Source organism: Pseudomonas sp. GW822-FHT06B12 (genome assembly GCF_058799675.1).
The window spans coordinates 225,284-245,882 of the sequence record NZ_JBXALR010000005.1 but is presented as its reverse complement, the minus strand read 5'-3'; the positions used below and the strand labels follow the sequence as shown (position 1 = coordinate 245,882).

Here is a 20,599-nt window from a genome sequence, read left to right as displayed (position 1 = left end):
AGACCTCATTGCCCGACCTGAGCGGTACGTTGCTCAGCGCCCGGGAATACGTTGCGTTTGCAGATTTTCGCTTCGACTTTTTGTGGCGCAGCACCCGCTTCCGGGCCCTGGATTTCGACGGCCAGCAGGTTCTGCGTGGCCCAGTCTTCATCGGTGCGCAATTCAAAGGCGAAACGCCCGTCGGTATCGGAGGTGTGTGGTTTGTCGATCTTGATGTCTTCGTGGCGACCGTTCATGTACCAGAGGGTGGCTTGCAGGGTTTTCACCGACGGATCGGCGAAACGGATGTCGACCTGATGACCGCTGTTGCGCAGGTCGATGTTCTTGCTGTTGACCATCAACTCGTTTTTGCCCGGCTTCAGCGTGATGCTGCCGGACATCTGCGGATCTTTGCCTTCGCAGCCGTTATCGAGCAGCGCCATCATCTGGCGGTAGATGGTTTGTTGGTCGAGGCGATAGAGCGGCGAGAATTCCCAGATGAGGATTTTCGGCGGCTTCTTCTGGAAGTCTTCACTGCCCAGGTACTGCAGCATCGAACCTTCCAGGCCGCCGCCGGGGAAGGCGACGTTGAGAATGTCGGCGCCGATGGCCTCTTCGAGGAACCCGGCGAAGTTGTAGTTCTTGCCACTGTGGCTGGTGCCGACCAGGGTAATTTCCGGGTTGCCGGAATCGCCGAACAGGTCGCCGTCTGCCGCTTCACCTTTGGGTTCAGTGGTGAACTGGTCCATGTACTGGATCGCGTAACTGGTGCCGCAGAGTTGCCCGGCCATGTTGTGCAGGGTGCCGGTCTTGCCCATGCGCCCGGACCTTTTGGTCTCGAATTCGCGCTTGGGAATACCGGCGAAGGCCGGGAGTTGCCTGACCTTTTCGGCGACGATTTTTGCCGTGCGCTGGGCACCGTAAGGCGTCCAGTGCTGGTCGCCACGGAAGTAGAAATCGTGGGCGGGCAGGGTGTCTGGCAGCGCTTCGTTGGTCAGCGGCGACAGGTCCGGAACTACGTAACCCATTTCGGCAAAACGCCCGAGCATGCTCTGGTAATTTTTCAGCGCCTTGTCGTAGTCGAACGCGGCTTTCTCTTGCGGGTTGAGCTTGTTGCGGTTCACCAGACCACGGGTCGGCTGATACACCACCACCAGTTCGACACCTTTGCTCTTGAAGGCGTCGTGCAGTTGCTTGAGGCGCCGATAGCCCTCGGGCGTGGTGTTGAACTCGGTGCGCAGGTCTTCCTGGGTGCGGAACAACCAGTCGCCTTGCGCTTGCACCAGGGTGGTGAAGTTTTGCTGATAACGCGTAGTGTAATTCTTCGCGTCGAGGGCTTGCGGGCACAGGTTGCAGCACGGCTCGGCGCTAAAATTCGGCGCCTTGGCGTCGTCTGCACTCGCTCCGCCGCTGGCGGCAGACATCGCGGCAGCCAGGCCGGCGAGGCTGAACAGTTTGATCAAATGGGGCTTCATGAAAGTCATCCTCAGTCGCGCATTTCGGTCTGGCGTTCGACGGGGTCGATCAGCACGGCTTTCTGTTGGCGCACCAGCAGGTCGAGGATTTCATCCTGGCGTTCGCCAAGGATTCCCGAGAAGCTGATGCCACTGGATTTGGTCGGGGCGAGCATCGACACCCGGTACAACTCGACGCTCAATGGCGAGTCGATGGACAACGGTCCGCTGCCATTGGCCGCCAGTTCGCCACCGACGACGATCAGCGACACTTCAGCATCGAAGGGGTCGAGCTTGATGTCGCGGTCGGTGTCGCTCAGGTCCTTGATGTGCCCGTAGACCCCGGTCAGGCCGTTGTTCATGGCGACGTTTTCGTAGAGGCGAATGTTCACGCTGTTACGAATACGGATGCCGTGGCGCTGGTTGCTGATCACCTTGTTGCCCCACAACAGGTTGTCGGCACTCTCGTAGAGGGTGATGCCGTCGGTGTGGTTGCGGTAAATCTCGTTGTAGGCGATCAGGTTGTTGACGCTGTTACGGTCGATCACCAGCCCCGAGAGGTGGTTGTCGTAACTGCGGTTGTTGAAGATGAAGCTGTCGTTCACTTCGCGGGAAATGATGATGCCGTGTTTCTTCTTCGTTCCATGGACGGTGTTGTCGGCGATGATCAGTCCGTGGGAACGGTCGTGGGGGTCGATGCCGTAGACGATGTTGTCGCGGTAGGTATTGCCCTTGACCACAAAGTCGCGGGTTTCATAGCAGTAGAAGCCGTACCACATGTCCGAGAACTCGGAACCGATGATCCAGCCGGTCGGTTCCGGACGCTTGAGCACCTTGGCCATGTTCGGCGTGTACTGGGAAATACTCACCCCGTAGGACTTACTGTTGGAGTAACCGAAACTGGCCAGCTTACTGTTGACGATGTAGGTCTGCGTGCCGCCCCAGGCCAGCAGGAACGGGCGGAAATCCTTGGGCGAGCGAAAGGTCGCCGGGCCGTTGTCCTTCTCGCGCCAGCCAGTGATTTTGCTGTCACGCACAAACAACTGACCGTCGTTGATCAGGAACGAACCGGCCTCTTCGGACAGGCGCAATTCCTGGGTCTGTTTGTCGATTTCGAGGATGCCTTTTTGCCCGACCACGATTGGCAGCCTGGCGAGGAATACGCCGGGTGAAGTCTCGCTGAAGTATTGCTTGGGCAGCTTCTGGATCAGGTCCTTGAGGTTGACGTAACCGTCGTCGATGAAGATCGCCTGAGGAATGCCGTGTTGACGCACCACCCATTCAGCCATCTTGTTATCGCCGCCGATGAAGTCCTTCAAGGCGTCTTCCTGCATCATCCGGCGCACGCTGACTTTGCCGGCCTTGCTGCGCACGATCTTCGCCGCGACGGCTTGCACGGTGTAGCCGGACAGGTCGGGCAGTTTTGGTGCCGCCAGTTCCAGTGATGCGGTCGGCGCGCTGCTGACGGTGTAGGTCTTGGCCTGTTGCAGTCCTTTGGCCACGGTCACCGGCTGCCCTTTCGGGACCGGTGCTGCCGGCTCAACGTTGGCGAACACCGCTGAGCTTGTCAGCAGCATCGCGCCGACCAGCAGGCTGAGCGAGCCTTTGAACGCTGGGTTGTTCATCTGGGGCACTCCCTTGGCGGCTCGCATCAGAAGCGCCAGATCACGTCGATGAACGCACGGTGCATGTACGAGTCGACCTGTTTGCCGTAGGCATCGCCCGGCTTGAACACACCGCCACGAAAGCGCACCAGCGCCGAAGGTTCGTCGATCGACTGACTCAGGCCGGCCGGCAACAGGCCTTGCTTGAAGTACTTGGTGACCACCAGATCCATTTCCTGGCCTAGGTCGGTCTTGCCGTCTACCAGTGGCAACGAGGTGCTGGACAACAGCGCGCCGGTGACGTCGTCGAAGTTGTTTTCCACCGCGTTTATGCCGTTGCTACCGACCGGCTTGTTGCCGTCGACGCGCCAGAACTTGTGGTAGACCAGGCTGGCGTCGTAATCGTCTTGCAGCATCCAGGAACCGAACAGGCTGGCGCTTTGCATGTTGTTCATTTCGCCACGGAAGGCCTCGCCGAAACGGTGAACCCGCGAGCGCGTACCGGTGTAGTTCGAGCGGTTGCTTTGCAAACCGTTTTGCTCGTAGTCAGCGCTGGCACGGGCGTAGGCCGCACCGACTTGCCATTGCGGATCGAGGCGCAGACGCACGCCCAGGTCCGTAGCCCAGCCGCTGACGTCGCCATTTTTCGAGGCGTCGATCGGGCGGCTGCCGTCGGCGTTCAACGGGTTGACGGTGTCACGGTTACCGCTCATGCCGGTGACGCTGGCCCAGTAATTGACGGTGTTGGTGTTGCGCCAGTTGTAGGCGTCGCTGTTGGCTTCCACGCCGAGCCAGCTCAGGTCGCCGTTCTGTTTCTTGGCGAGTGAGTCGGGCGTTTCGCCGGGTGACGGGTAATCGAGCTTGCCGTCATCATGGGTGTGATGAGCACGCACGCCGACCCACTGACCGGGCGTCCATTGGGTCGCGATATCGCCGAAGACGTGCAGACGATCCTTGTCCTTGGGCGCTAGTTCGGTGAGGTCGGTGCGGTACTCGCTGAAGCGTTCGGCGACGCCGACGTTGGCCCGCAGCAGGGTGGTGTCGAAGGTCCAGTTCAACGCTTCGATGTTGGTGTCGCGCCATTGACCGTCGTCGTTGCGCAGGCGTTGGCGACCGAGCTTCAGTTGCTCGCCGGGGTAGGGTGTGAGGCCGCTGTAACCGATCCAGAACTCACGCATCGCCAGGTAGTTTTTCTTGCTTTGGCGGCCGTTGTTGCCGCTGCTCTGAGCGCCTTGCGTATCGGACTGCAAGGTGTCGGTTTCGATGATGTCGGTCGCGGTCACGGCCTGACCCATGGCGTAGGCACTCCAGCTGCCGCTTTCACCGTAAACCCATGGGCGCAGGTCCAGGCCCACACCATTGACGTCGCCGCCGGGCTTGGTGCCAAGGTCGCTGTCGTCTTCGGACTGGCCAGTGACTTTCACTTCCAGGCCGTAGTTCTTGGTGTCGGTCATCGCGGCCAATGTCGGGCAGGACCACAACAGGGCGAAGGTCAGGCCGATTCCGGCTTGAACGAATGGATTGAGCTTCATAGGGATTCCTCGCCGTCTTTTTCTTGCAGGGCCTCAACTTGCAGCGTGCTGTGGCTCACGGTGCCGCGTACGGCCTGTTCCTGTTTCAACAGGCGTTGGGCCTCGGCCAGCTGCGCAGGCGGCAATTGGGTTTCGAGTGTTTGCGCCAGCTCAGTGGCTTGCGGGGTGTTTTGTGTCTTGGCCAACTGGCTGAAGACATAGGCGTTGAGCGGGTTGGGCTGGGTGCCCTTGCCTTGGGAAAACAACTGGGCGATGGCGAAGTCGGCGCTGTTCTGGCCGTTGCGCGCAGCGGTCAGCAAGTGGTCCAGGGCTTTTTGCGAATAGACCTTGCCCAGATAGCCACGACGGTAGATCTGGCCGAGGTAGTAATCGGCGGCGACTTCCTTGCCCACGGCTTTCTGGAAGTGTTGTTCGGCGACCTTGGCGTCGGCCGGCACCCACTTGCCTTCGTAGTAGAGCTTGCCCAGCAACAGTTCGGCGCGCGGCTGATCGGCGGCGCGGCCGTTGTTCAGGTATTCCATCATCTTGTCGACGTCACCCAACTCGGGGAAGTCGTAGAGCAACTGCGCCAGGCTGACCCAGGACGCCGGGTAGCCGGGGGCGATTTGCTCGAGCATGGCTTGCGCGGTTTTTTCGTCCGGTTTGCCAAGGCTGGCGTCGCCGAGTACGCGGGCCACGCTGTCCATGCGTTGGGCGGACACTTTGCCGACGCTGTAGCCGGCGTGCAGTTGCTTGAGCAGTTGGGCCTGCTGTTCCGGCTGGGCACGTTTCTGATAGACCGTGGCCAACTCGACATAGCAGATGTCGGTGGTGTTCAGCGAGGCTTTGCAGATGCGTTCGACGTCATCCAGATGCTGGTCGTAAGTGCCTTGCGTGCGATACAGCAGCACCTGGGCCAGACCGGCTTCCGGGTAACCGGCGGCGCGCCACTGGCTGATCTGCTGCTGGGCGTTGATGTTCGGGAAGCTGTGGGGATATTGCAGGTACAGCATGGCCAACGGGATCAGCGTGCCGCCCTCGTGATTGGCAAAGGCTTTCTTCAACAGGTCTTCAGCCTCGTGTTGCTCGGCTTCGGTCGAGCCCGGTTTGGCCACCAGCAAACGACCCAGGCGTGCTTGTGCTCGTGGCGAGGTATCGGCGGCGGCACGGTAAGTGGCTTCGGCGGCTTTGATCTGCGCCGGGTCGCGGCTTACCACCTGAATATCGGCCAGACCGACCTGCGCTTCGCTGTATCCCAGGTCGGCCAGTTGTTTGTAGTTCTGCTGCGCGAGCGTGGTGTCGCCACGCTTCAGGGCTTCATTGGCCAGACGCTGGTCGGGCAGGCCTGCGCAACCGGCCAGGCTCACCGCCAACGCCAACGAGCAGAGCGCCAAACCCCTGTGGGAGCGAGCTTGCTCGCGATGCGGCTGACGCGGTTCGTCTGAGGCCCCGCAGTGATCCCATCGCGAGCAGGCTCGCTCCCACAGGTTTTGCGGTGCTTTGAGGATAGGTGGAGTGGTCACAGGCATGTCCTCCGCTTAAAGTCCGGCGGCCATGGCTTTGTCGATCAGCCAGTTCACGGATGGGCCGCGGTCGCTGCTGACTTCCACCGGGCGACCGGCGAAGCGGCTGTCCAGCGGTGCGTCAGGCTTGATCTGCACGCGGATGTCGGACGACAGGTCTTCGCTTTTCAGGCTGGTGCTGCTGACGATGGTGCCGGTGCGCTTGGTGTCTTCGCCGGCGATCTGGAAGCTTACTTTCGTACCCGGACGAACATCACCGAACTGGCGATAGGAGAAGCGCGCTTCGACGTTGGCCTGGCTACCCTGCGGCACCAGTTTGAAGATCACGTCGCCTTTGCTGGCGTACTGACCGTCGGCGACCATTTGTTGAGCCACAGTGCATTCGCAGGGCGAGGTGAGGGTGCCGGTCATCTGCTTGCCGAACAGTTCTTCAACCTTGGCCGGCTGTAACTGATTTTCGTCCAGATGCCCTTTGAGCACGTCGAGCATGCTGGTGCTGAACGTCGCCAGTGGCGCGCCCTTGGCGGCAACACCATCGGTTTTGATCAGGCTTTGTACGGTGCCATCGCGGGGCATGGTGACGTTCATGCCTGAAACGCTGACCAGACCGGCCTGGGCGTGGCTGACGAAGTACATGCCGTACACCGATTTGAAAACGAAACCGAACGCGGCGAGGCCGACGATGAAAATCCCCAGGCTGAAGGTCACTGCCCGCAAGCGCCCGAAAGCGCTCATGCCATGGCCACCGTCCTTGACCTTGCGTGCCTTGGTGAAGTTGTCCCGTTGCAGGGTCGCCAACACATCGCCCATGGTCACGATGTCACCGGACAGGTGCGAAGTGATCAGGTGGCGCAGGGTCGAGATGTCCTGCGGTTCGAGGTTCTGGAACTGGCAACCGGTGCGGCCGGTCTGGCGGTCGAACGAGCGAATCTGCATCTCGACGTCCATGGCCAGGCCGAGGTTGTCGATCAGGAATTGCAGCCGGCCCTTGTGCACGTCGCCGACCTTGAGCGGTATCTGCCCGGCATTGAAGCTCAGGCCGCCGGCGGACAGGTCGATGAGCCGAGCTTCCACTGGCGTACGGTCGGGTCCGAAGAAGCGCAGCTTGGCCGGAATTTTCACCCGGGCGTGTTGGCGTTGGGCTTCGGATTCATGCACTACGTTGATGTTCGCGGCGGTATTCATAGGGGGGTATTTCCTCGTTAATTCAGGCAAGGCAGGTCAGACCATCAACAGCAGCGCGGCGACGAAAATGCTGCCGGCGGAGAAGGTCATGGTCCGAGACGACCAGGTGTTGAACCAACGTTGAAAGCTGGCCAGATCACGGGTCAATTTGGTGTCCTGACGGGTCCAGGACTGTTGGTCGAGGCGGAAGAACACGTAGATCTTCACCAGCGCGCCAACGATCTGGTTGTAATAAAGAATCGCCGGGTAGGCCGGGCCGATCTTGTGTCCCGAGCAGGAGAGCAGCAGGGTCAGGATCAGGCGGGTAATGCCGATCCACAGCAGATACACCAGGATGAACGCGGTGCCGTATTTGAAGCTGGCGATCAGCGCCACGGTCAGGCCGAGCAGCGAGGTCCACATCGACACGCGCTGGTCGAACAGCACCACCGAGGTGAACAGACCCAGGCGTTTCATGCCCAGGCCCAGCGCCCGGGAGTTCTGCCGCAGGTTGTTGCCGTACCAGCGGAACATCAGTTTGCGGCTGGCCTTGATGAAGCTCTTTTCCGGTGGGTGTTCAACGGTGTTGATCGCAGCGTCCGGCACGTAGAAGGTGTCGTAACCCAGGCGCATCAGGCTGAACCAGCTGGACTTGTCGTCGCCAGTGAGAAACTTGAAACGGCCCAGGCGCCAGTGTTGCAGCGAGTCGCTTTCGACGTCGGCGATGAAGTCCGGGTTGGTGACTACGGAGGCGCGAAACACCGACATGCGTCCGGTCATGGTCAGCACGCGCTTGGACAGGGCCATCGAGCACATGTTGATGTGGCGCTGGGCGAAGCGCAGCTTGTGCCATTCGCTCATGATGTAACCGCCGCGCACTTCGCAAAATTCGTTGGTGGTCAGGCCGCCGACGTTGCCGAACAGCTGGAACCACGGCACGGTTTTACGCACTACGCCTTTGGCGAGCACGGTGTCGCCATCGATCACCGCCACGACTGCACGGTCGTCTGGCAGGTGGCGAGAGATGGCGCGAAAACCGAAAGCCAGGCCATCGCGTTTGCCGGTGCCGGGGATGCGCACGAAGTCGAGCTTGACCCGGTCCGGCGGGTTCATTTTGGCCCAGAGGCTTTTCACCAGCAGCTCATCGGACATTTCCACGATCGAGCAGACCAAGGTGGCCGGGAGTTCGCACTCGATGGCCTCGCGAATCACCGAGCTGTAGACCTGGGCGGTGGTCAGCGCGTCGATACGAAAACTGGTGACCATCAAAAAGACGTGGGACGGGTCCGCCGCCTTGCCGAGCTTGCGCACTTTGCGCCGCAGGTGCGGGTAGACCACGTAGAGAAACAGCATGCCGCGCAAAAAGTGCGTGGCACCCATCGAATAGCGCCAGATACCGACGACGCCAATCAGGAAAATGAAGTCCTTGGACTGCGGGTCGAAGGTGGTGACAGGCAACGCCATGGCGATGCCCATCAACACACTGAGGTAAAACAGCCAACCGGCGGCCTGAAGTAGGCCGTGCTTTAGCCTGTGCATAATCGGAATCCTAAAGTCAGTTATGAGCTTCAAGCTTCAAGCTGCAAGTGAAGAGCTTTTAACTTGCCGCTTGAAGCTTGCCGCTTATGGCTGCTTTACCAGCAGATACCTTCGGTCCGGCCACTGACGCTGGTGGCTTTGGACATGAACCCGACCAGGTCGACCACTTGCTTGCCGTGCGGCGCGGTCTCGGCCAGGGCGCGGAACTTCTCGTCACGGTTGCCGAGGATGATCACGTCGGAGTTGTTGATCACCGAGTCGAAGTCCGAGTTGAGCAAGGACGAGACGTGAGGAATCTTCGACTCGATGTAATCCTTGTTCGCACCGTGGACGCGGGCGTATTCGACGTTGCTGTCGTAGATGCTCAGGTCGTAACCCTTGCCGATCAGCATTTCCGCCAACTCCACCAGCGGGCTTTCGCGCAGGTCATCGGTTCCAGCCTTGAAGCTCAGGCCAAGCAGGGCGACTTTGCGTTTGTCGTGGCTTTCAACGATGTCGAAGGCGTTCTGTACCTGGGATTCGTTACTGCGCATCAGCGAGTTGAGCAGCGGTGCTTCGATGTCCAGGGAGCTGGCGCGATAGGTCAGGGCGCGCACGTCTTTTGGCAGGCATGAGCCGCCAAACGCGAAGCCCGGGCGCATGTAGTACTGGGACAGGTTGAGGGTTTTGTCCTGGCAGACCACTTCCATCACTTCGCGACCATCGACGCCGACCGCTTTGGCGATGTTGCCGATCTCGTTGGCGAAGGTCACTTTGGTCGCATGCCAGACGTTGCAGGTGTACTTGATCATCTCGGCGACTTCGATGTCCTTGCGGATGATCGGTGCGTCGAGTTCTTCGTACAGCGATTGCAGAACGTCACCGCTGGCTTTGTCGAACTCGCCGATGACGGTCATCGGTGGCAGGTCGTAGTCCTTGATCGCGGTGCTTTCACGCAGGAACTCAGGGTTAACGGCAACGCCGAAGTCGACGCCGGCCTTTTTGCCCGAGCAGTCTTCGAGAATCGGGATCACCACGTTCTTCACGGTGCCCGGCAACACCGTGCTGCGTACCACGATGGTGTGACGGGTGGTTTTGTCACGCAGGACAAAGCCGATCTCACGGCACACCGATTCGATGTAATTGAGTTCCAGATCGCCGTTTTTCTTGCTCGGCGTACCGACGCAGATCATCGACAGGTCGGTGTCACGAATGGCTTCTGCGAAGTTGGTAGTGCCGCGCAGACGACCGGTCTGAATGCCCTGGGTCAGCAGTTCGCCCAGACCCGGTTCAACGATCGGTGATTTACCTGCATTGATCAGGTCGATCTTGTCTTTGGAAATGTCCACGCCAACCACTTCATGGCCCCGTGCAGACAGGCAACCGGCACAGACTGCGCCGACGTAACCCAAACCAAATATACTGATGCGCATCGCATTTACCTCTGTATTTATCACGCCATTAAAGGGGTGAAGTTAATAGTGTTCAGCGGTCGAAGTGCACTCGGAAGTGTGGATGGCAGGCGCCACAATACCGTGTGCAGGCATACTCAATTCCGAGTGTCTAAATAAGTGCACTCAAGGTGTGCGAAACTTGGCCTGAGGGTGAAGGCGTGCCCTGAACTGCAGCCGGCATTTCTTTTGAATACCGTGGTGCAAAATGTTGGTGGTACTTGAAAATTGGCATAAAGCCAGCAATATCAAGCACTCAGGTGCTCAGGTGAGCACGTTTACAGGGGGGCAGCCTTGGCCTTGTAGGGGATAGTAATGGTGCGTTATCTCCTGTTAATCCAAATAAGTGGCCTGAAAGCAAAGTTGAATATGACAACTTGGCGATAGGGGCGGCACTCTGCGTAAGTTATCTCGTACACGCTCAAAGATAATCGTTACCGGTGGTATGAGCGGTGTAGGTTCAGATAGTTCATGGCCGCCGATCCCGATTTTTTAAATTTATTGAAATAGTGCGAAAGATGGCACTGCTCTCATATTGATAGCACTTGCCGTTTCGGCCTTTATTAATGGGGAGTTAATTACCGTGAATGGTTTTTTGCCACTACGCTTGAAAAAAATGCGTGCCACTACTGAAAAATTTCACGCTTGTCGAGTGAAAGAAATTTCATAAATTGGAGTGGCGTGTTTTTGGCGTCATAAAAATGACGAATCGGGCAAGGGAAAGGCAGGGACGATCACGTTTCGGCGCACGTACATAGATCAATGTCGTGCGCCATCGTGATGCTTTATTCGGGGGCGTGGTCGCGCAGGAAAACCAGGTTATCGGGTTTCGACTGTTCAGCGCTGTAGCGGTAACCCTGCACGTCAAATTGCTTGAGCGCGGCCGGGTCGTTGATGCGTTCCTGGATCACGAAACGGCTCATCATCCCGCGGGCTTTCTTCGCGTAGAAACTGATGATCTTGTACTGGCCGTTCTTCAGGTCCTTGAACTCGGTGTTGATGATCCGGGCGTTCAAGGCGCTACGTTTGACCGCCGAGAAGTACTCGTTGGAGGCCAGGTTGAGCAGCACGTCATCGCCTTGGTCGGCCAGGGCTTCGTTCAGCCATTCGCTGATTTGCGTGCCCCAGAAGGCGTACAGGTCCTTGCCACGGGCATTGGCCAGTTTGGTGCCCATCTCCAGCCGATACGGCTGCATCAGGTCCAGCGGGCGCAGCAGGCCGTAGAGGCCCGAGAGCATGCGCAAGTGCTGTTGGGCGTAATCGAAATCGGCTTCGCTGAAGGTCTGGGCATTCATGCCGGTGTACACGTCACCCTTGAACGCCAGCAGCGCCTGCTTGGCGTTGGCCGGCGTGAATGCCGGGGTCCAGCTGCCAAAGCGTGCGGCGTTGAGGCCACCGATCTTGTCGGAAACGTGCATCAACTCGCTGATCTGTGCCGGGCTCAGCTCGCGCAGTTGCAGGATCAGCTCCTGGGAATGGTCCAGGTACTGCGGTTGAGTGAAACGCTGGGTGGCCGGCGGTGTTTCGTAATCGAGGGTCTTGGCGGGGGAAATCACCATCAGCATGAAGTCGTCTCCTTTAATCGTGCGGGGATTCTAGGGGGTTGGACGGTTTGACTCCACCTATCAAGGCCATAGGTGATCGGTGGTTATCTGCAAAACCTGTGTGTGAGCTTTTTGTGGGAGCGAGCTTGCTCGCGATGCAGGCAACTCGGTTTATCGACAAAACCGAGGTGATGCCATCGCGAGCAAGCTCGCTCCCACAGTAGGTCGGTGCCACTGCGGGAATCCGGTCTGGATCAGCTATAGTGCCGCGCGGGTTTTGTTATGGAGACATCCCTTTGCGTATCGCTTTACTTTTTTCGGCCTGGTTGTTCAGCGTGAGTGCCTATGCCGCGCCCAACGATCTCGCCACCCTGGATCGCAGCACCTGGCCTGAACAACTGGGCAGCCCGACCCTGTTCGATGTCGCGTCACGCGCAGAAATCCTCACCTTCGCCCGAGCCTTGCTCGTCAGTGAGGCGCTGGACGAAGGCGCTTTGAAGCAGCGCCTGGGCTTGCGCATGATCAACCTCGATTCGATCAACAAACTGCGCGCGCACATGTGGTTGCGCCTGCTCGCCAACTATAACTTCGCCCAGCAGAGCTGTGACCAGGATGCCTCCTTCTGTTTTCTGGTCGAAGACATGGACACCCTGCGAGAGCAGGCCGGCAAGTTCCAGCTCGGCGAAGACTCGTATTACACCCGCTGGGCCGAGCCGAGCCGGCGTTTTCACGAGCGCTATCTGGACGAACAATTGCGCAAGGCTGCGTTGTTTCCGCAGACCAGCAGCGAAGTCGAACTGTTCGGCGACTATGAGCGCAACGGCGATGAGCTGAATGATCGGCTGTTTGTGCTGAGCTTCGACAGTGCCGCCAACATCGCGCCGGACCACACCGCCTGGCTGACCGAGTACCTGCGCAAGTCGAACCTGAGCGGGACCTTCTTTGTGCTGGGCAGTGACATCCAGAACCGCCTGGCACAACATTCGGTGGCCGAGCTGCAAGCGTTGTACTCAAAGCAGTGCATCGGCGTGCAGGGCTGGGAATTTCGTTCCCACAGCCATTGGCAGGATTGGCAGTACTCGGTCACGCGCAGTGTCGAACTGGTGAAGAACAAACTGCCGGAGAACTTCGTGCCGCTGTTCCGCCCGCCCAACGGTCAGCGTCGCGCCGATGCGCAGGGTTTCTTCAAGACTCAAGGGTTGCAGGTCGCGCTGTGGGATATCGACCCGGCGGACGGCAGTCGCCAGCTCACGGCTGAGCAGAGCGCGCAGCGGGTGCTGACATTGATGCTGTTGTGGCGTCACGGGGTGATCAATTTTAACGTTAAACAAGACGCGGTGAAAACGGCAATGCCCTGGTTGTTGACGCAAACCGCGCAAAGCGGGATCGGCTGGGAGGATTGTCAGTCCGCTTTTCGTTGAAACGCGCCCTTCCCCAAAAAAAGCCGGAAACATTTGGGCAGAGGTGATTTTGAGAGGGATTTCGATGCAGGCGGACTTCCGACTTTAACGGTGCCGGGTCGGCGCGCCAAGGGCTTTTCGTCACTCTGAAAAATAAACTTCAAAAAAGCGTCAAAGTGCTTTTTTCTGTCACAGGTTTTGGAGTATTACGAAGACAGACCGCCGAAACCTGCAACACAGGTGGCGTCTTCCAAGACCCCCCTTGTGTGCAGTTCACTTGAGTCGTGCAGTTCATTTGAGTACGGCAGGTGAATTCGGTGGCCACTTCGAGGCGCAACACTGTCATGGTATTGCGTCGACTGGCTCCCACACAGGTGACCGAGTATGGATGATCACGGACGTAGCCCCTCCAACCAGCCAATCCTTTATGTACTCGATACCAACGTATTGATCCACGATCCAAACGCGCTCCTGAACTTCGAAGAACACCACGTTGCCATCCCGATGACCGTCCTTGAAGAGCTGGACAAGCTCAAGAGCGGCCCTCACAGTGTTGCGGCCGAATGCCGTCAGGCCATTCGCCTGATCGACAAGACCCTGGGCGACGCCTCTCCCGAAGACGTTGAACTGGGTGTACCTATCCAGCGCGGAAAAAGCGGGCCCAAGGGTTTGCTGTCGATTCTGATGAGCAAGCGCACCGAGCCGAACATCATTCTGCCCGAGCACCTGAACGACAACATCATCATCAACCAGTTGATCGACCTGCACGCGCGTGACAAGGATCTGCGAGTGGTGCTGGTGACCAAAGACATCAACATGCGCCTCAAGGCCCGGGCTTGCGGGATTGCGGCCGAGGACTACAGCACCGACCAGTTGGTTGATGACGTGTCGTTGCTGCCCAATGGTTATCACAACATGACCGGCTCGTTCTGGGACCGTGTCAGTAAGGTCGAAACCCGTCAGGACCATGGCCGCACCTGGCACCAGGTGCAACTGATCGACAACCTGCCGGCCGTGCATATCAACGAATTCATCATCGACGAGCAGGGCTTTGTCGGCTGGATCAAGGAAATCCAGGTCGACAAGCTGCTGATTCTCGACCTGCATCAGGAACCCCTCTTGCACCAGGAAGCCTGGGGCCTGAAACCACGCGACATCTATCAGAGCCTGGCGCTGTACGCCTTGCTCGACCCGGACATCCACCTGGTCAATCTGTCGGGTGCTGCGGGCTCGGGTAAAACCATTCTGGCACTGGCGGCGGCGATCGAGCAGACCATGGTCAGCAAGCGCTACCGGCGCATTATCGCGACCCGTAGCGTGCAGGGGCTGGACCAGGAAATCGGTTTCCTGCCGGGCACCGAAGCAGAAAAAATGGAGCCTTGGCTGGGCGCCATTACCGATAACCTCGAAGCCTTGCACATGGATGACGAAAGCACCCATGGCAGCGTCGACTACATCCTCAGCAAAGTGCCGTTGCAGTTCAAATCCCTCAACTACATCCGGGGCCGCAGCTTCCAGCAGAGCCTGATCCTGATCGACGAATGCCAGAACCTCACCCCGCACCAGATGAAAACCATCATCACCCGTGCCGGCGCCGGTTCCAAAGTGGTGTGCCTGGGCAACCTGGCGCAGATCGACACCCCTTACCTGTCCGCGACCAGTTCCGGGCTGACTTACCTGACTGAACGCTTCAAGGATTTCCCCAACGGTGTGCACATCACCCTGCAAGGGGTGCCGCGTTCGATTCTGGCCGAATACGCCGAATCTCATTTGTAACCTGTCCCACCAGAACCGGGTGCCTTTCAGGGCACCCGGTTTTTTATGTCCGACGAATAATCCTGTGGGAGCGAGCTTGCTCGCGATAGCGGCGTGTCGGTCAATATCATTGCTGAATGTCAGGCTGCAATCGCGAGCAAGCTCGCTCCCACATTGATTTATGGTGGTCTTGCAATCAAACTCGCGAAAAATTGACCCACGGGTTTACAATCGCTGCTCCTGATCAGGAGTAAGGCTGTGCTGACTCATCTCGATTCCCAAGGTCGCGCCAATATGGTCGACGTCACCGAAAAAGCCGTGACGTTCCGTGAGGCCACGGCCGAAGCGCTTGTGCGTATGCTCCCTGAAACCCTGCAGATGATCGTCAGCGGTGGTCACCCCAAAGGTGATGTATTCGCTGTGGCGCGCATTGCCGGCATTCAGGCGGCGAAGAAAACTTCCGATTTGATCCCGCTGTGCCATCCGTTGATGCTCACCAGCGTCAAGGTCGAGCTCAGTGCCGAAGGCCTCGATGCGGTGCGCATCGTCGCCCGTTGCAAGCTGTCCGGGCAAACCGGGGTGGAAATGGAAGCACTGACCGCTGCCAGTGTCGCCGCATTGACGATCTACGACATGTGCAAGGCCGTGGACCGTGGCATGGTCATCGAAACCGTACGCCTGCTGGAGAAGCTTGGCGGCAAGAGCGGGCATTATCAGGTGGCTGATCAATGAAGCTGACGGTGAAATTCTTTGCCCGTTACCGCGAGGCGCTGGGCGTTGATTCGTTGAGTGTCGAAGGCGATTTCGCCACGGTCGACGATGTGCGTTTGTTGTTGGCGCAACGCGAGGGTGCCGAGGTGCTGAGCGAGCAGAACCTGATGTGCGCGCGTAATGAAGACTTGTGCCAGCTCGACGAGCCACTCGTCGATGGTGATGAAGTGGCGTTTTTCCCCACCGTTACTGGAGGCTGAGATGGCGATTCGTGTGCAGTCCACGGCGTTCGATCCGGGTGCTGAAGTCAATGCAATGCATTCGGCGAACGTCGGCATTGGCGCAGTGGTGAGTTTTGTCGGTTATGTTCGCGACTTCAACGATGGACTCGATGTGGCCGGGATGTTTCTTGAGCACTACCCGGGCATGACTGAAAAAGCCCTCGGCAAAATCGCCATTGAGGCCGAACAGCGCTGGCCGCTGCTCAAGCTGGAAGTGCTGCACCGCATCGGCGCTCTGGAGCCGGGCGAGCCCATCGTCTTTGTCGGTGCCGCGAGTGCCCACCGCCAGGCGGCATTCGACGCCTGCGCCTTTGTCATGGACTACCTGAAAACCCGTGCACCGTTCTGGAAAAAGGAAAACACCAGCGACGGCCCGCGTTGGGTGGAAGGGCGTGACAGTGATCACGCGGCGGCGGATCGCTGGAAGTAGTCAGTAGCCTGCTGTTTCTTTGTTGGCTGTCAGTCCGCTATCGCGAGCAGGCTCGCTCCCACAGTTGATCTCCATCAGACACAAATTTTGTGTACGACGAAGATTCACTGTGGGAGCGAGCCTGCTCGCGATAGGGCCATCAACAACACCGAATTTCCTCCAGATTCACCTCCCGACCAGAGGCTGAAAGAACTGCGCGCGCCTGATTGACGGGAAATACATAAAAGTCCAGTATGGAATTATAAGTACAAAAAAGACGTTTCCCGTTTCACTTTCTTCTGTCTTGCCAAACCAACAACAACCCGCGAGAAAACGAACATGAAGAAGCTCCCCCTGATCGGTGGCCTGGCCCTGAGCCTGTTGGCGTGCAGCAGTCTGTTTGCCGCCGAGAAAACCCTGCGTATAGGTATCGAAGCGGCGTATCCGCCGTTTGCCTCCAAGACCGCGGATGGAAAAATCACCGGTTTCGACTATGACATCGGTAACGCGCTGTGCGCGCAGATGAAGGTCAAGTGCGAGTGGGTCGAGGGCGAGTTCGATGGTCTGATTCCCTCCCTCAAGGTGAAGAAAATCGACGCAGCGTTGTCGTCCATGACCATCAACGAAGATCGTAAAAAGTCGGTGGACTTCACCCATAAGTACTACTTCACTTCATCGCGGCTGGTGATGAAGGACGGCGCGGTAGTTGATGACCAGTACGCAAGCCTCAAGGGCAAGACCATTGGTGTGCAACGGGCAACCACCACGGACCGTTACGCCACGGAGGTCTTCGAGCCCAAGGGCATCAAGGTGGCACGTTACGGCAACAATGAAGAGATCTACATGGACCTGGCAGCCGGGCGTCTGGATGGCATTTTCGCCGATACCATTCCGCTGAGTGACTTCCTGTCGATACCTCGCGGCAAGGGCTACGCCTTTGTCGGGCCGGAGCTCAAGGATCCGAAATACGTGGGCGAAGGTGCAGGGATTGCGGTGCGCAAGGGCAACACTGAATTGGTCACCGAGCTGAACAATGCTATTGACGGTATTCGCGCCAATGGCGAATACCAGAAGATTGAAGCCAAGTACTTCAAGTCGGATATCTACGGCGATTGATTGATAGCCATCGCGAGCAAGCTCGCTCCCACATTAGTCCTGCGAACACAGGTCCATTGTGGGAGCGAGCTTGCTCGCGATGAGGCCCTACCAGCCAACACACCTCTCAGGTCAGGTTTCAGCCTTTCAGCTCTTTCAAATGCTTGTACACCGTCGCCCGTCCCATGTTCAGCACATTGGCCACATAGTTGGAGGCGCTTTTACCCTTGAAGGCGCCTTCGGCGTGCAACGCCAGCACCAGCTCGCGTTTGTGCTCGCGGGTCAGCATATTCAGACCCAGTTGCCGCTCTCGCAGCCAGTTATGCAGAAAGGTGTTGATGCGCTCTTGCCAGTCGTCGCGAAACAGCGCATCGGGTTGCGGGATCAGCTTGCTCGGTGAGAGGAACAGATCCAGCGCCGCCTTGGCGTTTTCAAACAGCGAAATATTCAGGTTGATGCACAGCACGGCAATCGGATGGCCATCGCTGTCGCGCAGTACGCTGCTGAGACTGCGGATCTTTTGCCCATCCCAGTTGAGCTTTTCGTACGGGCCGATGTTCCGCTCGCTGACTTCTTCGCTGAGCATGTCCTCCAGCGCGGCATCGTCACCGACTTCGCGCTTGGAAATGTTGTTGGCGATGTAGTCGATTTTCTGCGTGCGCAGGTCGTGCAGCACCACCTCGGCGTGGGGGAAAAACAGCGTGGCAATGGCGTCGGCGATCGCCCGGAAGTTATCCAGTGCAGGATCTTGAAGAGGTGGGGTCATCGGTGTTGCTCCAGGCAATCAGCGCCCCATAGAGAAAGGGGCGCTGGGAGTTTGCCGTAATCGAGGTCAGACGTCACCTTGGCGGCAGGTTCAGCCGAGGCGGGAAGGGGAGAGCATTGCGGCGCTGAGGCCAAAGCGGCTGAGTCGTTCCGGCAAGGCGTCACCGCGAACCAGCGCGGCACTGGCCTGACCCATGGCGGGTGAGGTTTGAATGCCGTAACCCCCCTGCGCGGCCACCCAGAACAGCCCCGGCACCTGCGGGTCGAATCCGCTGATCAGATCGCCGTCGCTGACAAAACTGCGTAAGCCGGCCCAGGTACGGGTCGGTCGGCGGATGGTCAGGGTGGTGGCTTCTTCGATCTGGTAGATACCCATGGCAATGTCCAGCTCTTCTGGCTGCACGTCATGCGGCTCGACGGGGTCGGCATTGGCCGGCGAACCGAGGAACATTCCGGCATCGGGCTTCATGTAGAACGATTCGTCGAGGCTGACCAGCATCGGCCAGTCGTGGATATCCACCCCTTCGGGACCTGCGAAGATGAAGGCTGCGCGACGCTTGGGGACCAGCCCCAGAGGCTTGGCGCCGGCCATCTCGCCGAGTTGGTCGGCCCAGGCGCCGGCGGCATTGATGATGATCGGTGCGCTGAAGGTCTGCTGGGCGGTTTTCACTTGCCAGAGATTGTCGGCATCGCGCTTCAGGCTCAGGACTTCGCTGTCGGTGTGCACTTCGCCCTGGTTGCGGCGGATCCCGCGCAGGTAGCCTTGATGCAGGGCGTCAGTGTCGATGTCCGTGGCGGTGGGGTCATAGATCGCGCCATGAACTTTCTCGCGGCGCAGAATTGGAATTCGTGCACAGGCTTCGTCGGCGCTGAGCCGTTGCATCTGTGGCACGGTCGCCTTGGCGCTCAGGTATTGGTTGTTCAGCTCGTCCGGATCACCGGTGAAGTCGACCGTCATCTCGCCGCGCGGGGTCAGCAGCGGGTGTTCGCAGAATCCGGCCGGCGGTGCATCGAAGAAGTCCCGGCTGGCCTGGGTCAGTGCGCGCACTTGCGGCGTACCGTAAGCGGCGGTGTACAACGCGGCCGAACGCCCGGTGGAATGGTAGGCCGGGTGGGATTCGCGTTCGAGCACGATCACCCGACCGTGTTGCGACAGCCAAAAACCGGTGGAAGCACCGGCTATGCCACCGCCGATGATGATGAAGTCTGCCTGGGTCATGAACGTCTCCTGATGGGCGTAAATGCCAATGGTATAGATGCCCCTGTAGGAGCTGCCGAGTGGAACGAGGCTGCGATCTTTTTAGAGGCAAGGTCAAAAGATCGTCCGAATGCGGCCCAAACCTTCGGCAGCTCCTACAGGGGGGCGTGGTGTCACTTCAGCAGTTGGTAGACGGCATTGGCCAGGGCAATGTCTTCCAGGCCCAGACCGATGGAACGGAAGAACACATGGCGATCATAAGCCGGAGGTGGCGCCTGTTCGCTCAGCAGTTCGGCCAGGTCGCCGGCAATCGAGTTTTTGTCCCAGCCGTGTTGTTCACTGGCGATCAGCATTTCGCCGGCAGAACCTGGCGTGGTCAGGCGATAGTCGCAATAGACCTGCATTTCACTCAGCGTTGCAGGCGGCACCTCGTGGGCACGCACTGCGTTGGTGCTGATGGAAGTGATCAGCGTCGGTTTGCTCAATGTCCGCGGGTCGATCACAGGTCCTGCAGACGAGGTGCACAGCATGATCACATCGGCGTCCAGGGTTGCTTCTTCGCGGCTGTCTCGCACCTTCAGGCGCGAGTCGATGGCCGAGAGTTGCGCGAGCATTTGCGGATCCCGGCTCGCCAGATTCGGCGAATAAAGGCTGATGCTTTGCCAGTCCCGTACATTCTTCGCGTAATGCAGATGAGCCTGGGCGACCGGGCCGCTACCGATGATTGCCAGGCGCGTGGCGTTCGGCAGGGCAAGGGCATCAATCGCGACGGCAGTGGTCGCGGCGGTGCGCGCGGTGGTCAGTTCACCAGCATCGCAGAGCAGCAACGGTTGGCCGGTTTGCATCGACATCAGCAGCGTCCAGGCGGTCACCAGCGGACCTTCCTTGCGCACGATGTAGGGCGAGGTTTTCACCCCGTACACACCATCTTCGGCCAACACCCCGAGGTAGTTGATGAAGTCGCCAGCGCCTTGTGGAAACTCCACCAGTTGCTGCGCTGGCTGCACGGCCTGGCCAGCAGCCAGATCGCGGAACAGCTTGCGCAGGATCTTCGGCACGTCGACTTGATCAAGCAGTTCGCGGGCCTGGGGTTTGGCGATCACATAAGGTGTGCTGGACATGCAGATGCTCCGTGGATTCGCAAGTAAACTAATTTGTCCATTGTGGACTTATTGTTCTGTTTGGCAATATCCAGGCGTAAAAAAAGCGCAGTCCGTTGCCGGCTGCGCTTCTTTTG

The 20,599-nt window shown here is 58.8% G+C and carries 17 protein-coding genes; 6 read left to right on the top strand and 11 right to left on the bottom strand.

Going from position 1 to position 20,599, the window contains the following annotated elements; genetic code table 11:
- Positions 1 to 5: 5 nt before the first annotated feature.
- The 8 genes from AC1RKH_RS13505 to yaaA form a co-directional block, all read right to left on the bottom strand.
- The gene (locus tag AC1RKH_RS13505) at positions 6 to 1,454 is read right to left on the bottom strand and encodes an alginate O-acetyltransferase (protein ID WP_493062406.1); all 1,449 of its coding nucleotides are present in this window, start codon (positions 1,452 to 1,454) and stop codon (positions 6 to 8) included.
- Between the two features lie 11 nt (positions 1,455 to 1,465).
- Positions 1,466 to 3,058 carry a mannuronan 5-epimerase AlgG gene (gene algG / locus AC1RKH_RS13500; protein ID WP_493062405.1) on the bottom strand — a complete coding sequence of 531 codons (1,593 nt, stop codon included), beginning with the start codon at positions 3,056 to 3,058 and terminating at the stop codon, positions 1,466 to 1,468.
- 26 nt (positions 3,059 to 3,084) lie between these two features.
- On the bottom strand, positions 3,085 to 4,569 hold the full coding sequence (locus tag AC1RKH_RS13495; protein WP_493062404.1) for an alginate export family protein: 1,485 nt from the start codon (positions 4,567 to 4,569) through the stop codon (positions 3,085 to 3,087).
- On the bottom strand, positions 4,566 to 6,077 hold the full coding sequence (gene algK, locus AC1RKH_RS13490) for an alginate biosynthesis TPR repeat lipoprotein AlgK (RefSeq protein ID WP_493062403.1): 1,512 nt from the start codon (positions 6,075 to 6,077) through the stop codon (positions 4,566 to 4,568). Before algK ends, AC1RKH_RS13495 begins: the two co-directional genes overlap by 4 nt.
- Before the next feature lie 9 nt (positions 6,078 to 6,086).
- Positions 6,087 to 7,256: a PilZ domain-containing protein gene (locus tag AC1RKH_RS13485; protein ID WP_493062402.1), complete on the bottom strand. Its 1,170-nt coding sequence runs from the start codon at positions 7,254 to 7,256 to the stop codon at positions 6,087 to 6,089.
- Between the two features lie 36 nt (positions 7,257 to 7,292).
- Positions 7,293 to 8,774: a mannuronan synthase gene (gene alg8 / locus AC1RKH_RS13480; protein ID WP_493062401.1), complete on the bottom strand. Its 1,482-nt coding sequence runs from the start codon at positions 8,772 to 8,774 to the stop codon at positions 7,293 to 7,295.
- Positions 8,775 to 8,869: 95 nt separating this feature from the next.
- Positions 8,870 to 10,186 (bottom strand): nucleotide sugar dehydrogenase, encoded by a 1,317-nt coding sequence (locus AC1RKH_RS13475; protein ID WP_123428762.1) that lies wholly within the window; start codon positions 10,184 to 10,186, stop codon positions 8,870 to 8,872.
- 803 nt (positions 10,187 to 10,989) lie between these two features.
- A complete protein-coding gene (yaaA, locus tag AC1RKH_RS13470; protein ID WP_493062400.1) occupies positions 10,990 to 11,769 on the bottom strand; it encodes a peroxide stress protein YaaA in 780 nt (259 codons plus the stop codon).
- A gap of 275 nt (positions 11,770 to 12,044) precedes the next feature.
- On the opposite strand from yaaA, the gene AC1RKH_RS13465 reads away from it, so the two are divergent.
- From AC1RKH_RS13465 to AC1RKH_RS13440, 6 genes are all read left to right on the top strand, one after another.
- The gene (locus tag AC1RKH_RS13465; RefSeq protein ID WP_493062399.1) at positions 12,045 to 13,169 is read left to right on the top strand and encodes a polysaccharide deacetylase family protein; all 1,125 of its coding nucleotides are present in this window, start codon (positions 12,045 to 12,047) and stop codon (positions 13,167 to 13,169) included.
- A 363-nt stretch (positions 13,170 to 13,532) separates the two neighbouring features.
- Complete coding sequence (locus tag AC1RKH_RS13460) at positions 13,533 to 14,924, top strand: PhoH family protein (RefSeq protein ID WP_123428756.1); 1,392 nt, start codon at positions 13,533 to 13,535, stop codon at positions 14,922 to 14,924.
- Positions 14,925 to 15,161: 237 nt separating this feature from the next.
- Positions 15,162 to 15,635, top strand: coding sequence for a cyclic pyranopterin monophosphate synthase MoaC (moaC, locus tag AC1RKH_RS13455; RefSeq protein WP_054593900.1), 474 nt, complete (start codon positions 15,162 to 15,164; stop codon positions 15,633 to 15,635).
- Positions 15,632 to 15,874 carry a MoaD/ThiS family protein gene (locus tag AC1RKH_RS13450; protein ID WP_123428752.1) on the top strand — a complete coding sequence of 81 codons (243 nt, stop codon included), beginning with the start codon at positions 15,632 to 15,634 and terminating at the stop codon, positions 15,872 to 15,874. The genes moaC and AC1RKH_RS13450 overlap by 4 nt, the downstream gene beginning before the upstream one ends.
- Before the next feature lies 1 nt (position 15,875).
- On the top strand, positions 15,876 to 16,325 hold the full coding sequence (gene moaE, locus AC1RKH_RS13445; protein WP_493062398.1) for a molybdopterin synthase catalytic subunit MoaE: 450 nt from the start codon (positions 15,876 to 15,878) through the stop codon (positions 16,323 to 16,325).
- Positions 16,326 to 16,643: 318 nt separating this feature from the next.
- Positions 16,644 to 17,420 carry an ABC transporter substrate-binding protein gene (locus AC1RKH_RS13440; RefSeq protein WP_493062397.1) on the top strand — a complete coding sequence of 259 codons (777 nt, stop codon included), beginning with the start codon at positions 16,644 to 16,646 and terminating at the stop codon, positions 17,418 to 17,420.
- Between the two features lie 118 nt (positions 17,421 to 17,538).
- On the opposite strand, the gene AC1RKH_RS13435 is transcribed toward AC1RKH_RS13440, so the two are convergent.
- From AC1RKH_RS13435 to AC1RKH_RS13425, 3 genes are all read right to left on the bottom strand, one after another.
- Complete coding sequence (locus AC1RKH_RS13435) at positions 17,539 to 18,165, bottom strand: helix-turn-helix transcriptional regulator (protein WP_493062396.1); 627 nt, start codon at positions 18,163 to 18,165, stop codon at positions 17,539 to 17,541.
- A gap of 90 nt (positions 18,166 to 18,255) precedes the next feature.
- Positions 18,256 to 19,383, bottom strand: a complete 1,128-nt coding sequence (locus tag AC1RKH_RS13430; protein WP_493062395.1) for an NAD(P)/FAD-dependent oxidoreductase — start codon at positions 19,381 to 19,383, stop codon at positions 18,256 to 18,258.
- Positions 19,384 to 19,535: 152 nt separating this feature from the next.
- Positions 19,536 to 20,483, bottom strand: a complete 948-nt coding sequence (locus tag AC1RKH_RS13425; RefSeq protein ID WP_493062394.1) for an ornithine cyclodeaminase family protein — start codon at positions 20,481 to 20,483, stop codon at positions 19,536 to 19,538.
- Positions 20,484 to 20,599 lie beyond the last annotated feature (116 nt).

Coding starts and splice junctions, on each gene's coding strand:
- AC1RKH_RS13440 (WP_493062397.1), top strand. CDS start 16,644: ATGAAGAAGCTCCCCCTGATCGGTGGCCTGGCCCTGAGCCTGTTGGCG.
- moaE (WP_493062398.1), top strand. CDS start 15,876: ATGGCGATTCGTGTGCAGTCCACGGCGTTCGATCCGGGTGCTGAAGTC.
- AC1RKH_RS13475 (WP_123428762.1), bottom strand. CDS start 10,186: ATGCGCATCAGTATATTTGGTTTGGGTTACGTCGGCGCAGTCTGTGCC.
- algG (WP_493062405.1), bottom strand. CDS start 3,058: ATGAACAACCCAGCGTTCAAAGGCTCGCTCAGCCTGCTGGTCGGCGCG.
- AC1RKH_RS13450 (WP_123428752.1), top strand. CDS start 15,632: ATGAAGCTGACGGTGAAATTCTTTGCCCGTTACCGCGAGGCGCTGGGC.
- AC1RKH_RS13460 (WP_123428756.1), top strand. CDS start 13,533: ATGGATGATCACGGACGTAGCCCCTCCAACCAGCCAATCCTTTATGTA.
- alg8 (WP_493062401.1), bottom strand. CDS start 8,774: ATGCACAGGCTAAAGCACGGCCTACTTCAGGCCGCCGGTTGGCTGTTT.
- AC1RKH_RS13425 (WP_493062394.1), bottom strand. CDS start 20,483: ATGTCCAGCACACCTTATGTGATCGCCAAACCCCAGGCCCGCGAACTG.
- AC1RKH_RS13435 (WP_493062396.1), bottom strand. CDS start 18,165: ATGACCCCACCTCTTCAAGATCCTGCACTGGATAACTTCCGGGCGATC.
- AC1RKH_RS13485 (WP_493062402.1), bottom strand. CDS start 7,256: ATGAATACCGCCGCGAACATCAACGTAGTGCATGAATCCGAAGCCCAA.
- AC1RKH_RS13430 (WP_493062395.1), bottom strand. CDS start 19,383: ATGACCCAGGCAGACTTCATCATCATCGGCGGTGGCATAGCCGGTGCT.
- yaaA (WP_493062400.1), bottom strand. CDS start 11,769: ATGCTGATGGTGATTTCCCCCGCCAAGACCCTCGATTACGAAACACCG.
- AC1RKH_RS13495 (WP_493062404.1), bottom strand. CDS start 4,569: ATGAAGCTCAATCCATTCGTTCAAGCCGGAATCGGCCTGACCTTCGCC.
- AC1RKH_RS13505 (WP_493062406.1), bottom strand. CDS start 1,454: ATGAAGCCCCATTTGATCAAACTGTTCAGCCTCGCCGGCCTGGCTGCC.
- algK (WP_493062403.1), bottom strand. CDS start 6,077: ATGCCTGTGACCACTCCACCTATCCTCAAAGCACCGCAAAACCTGTGG.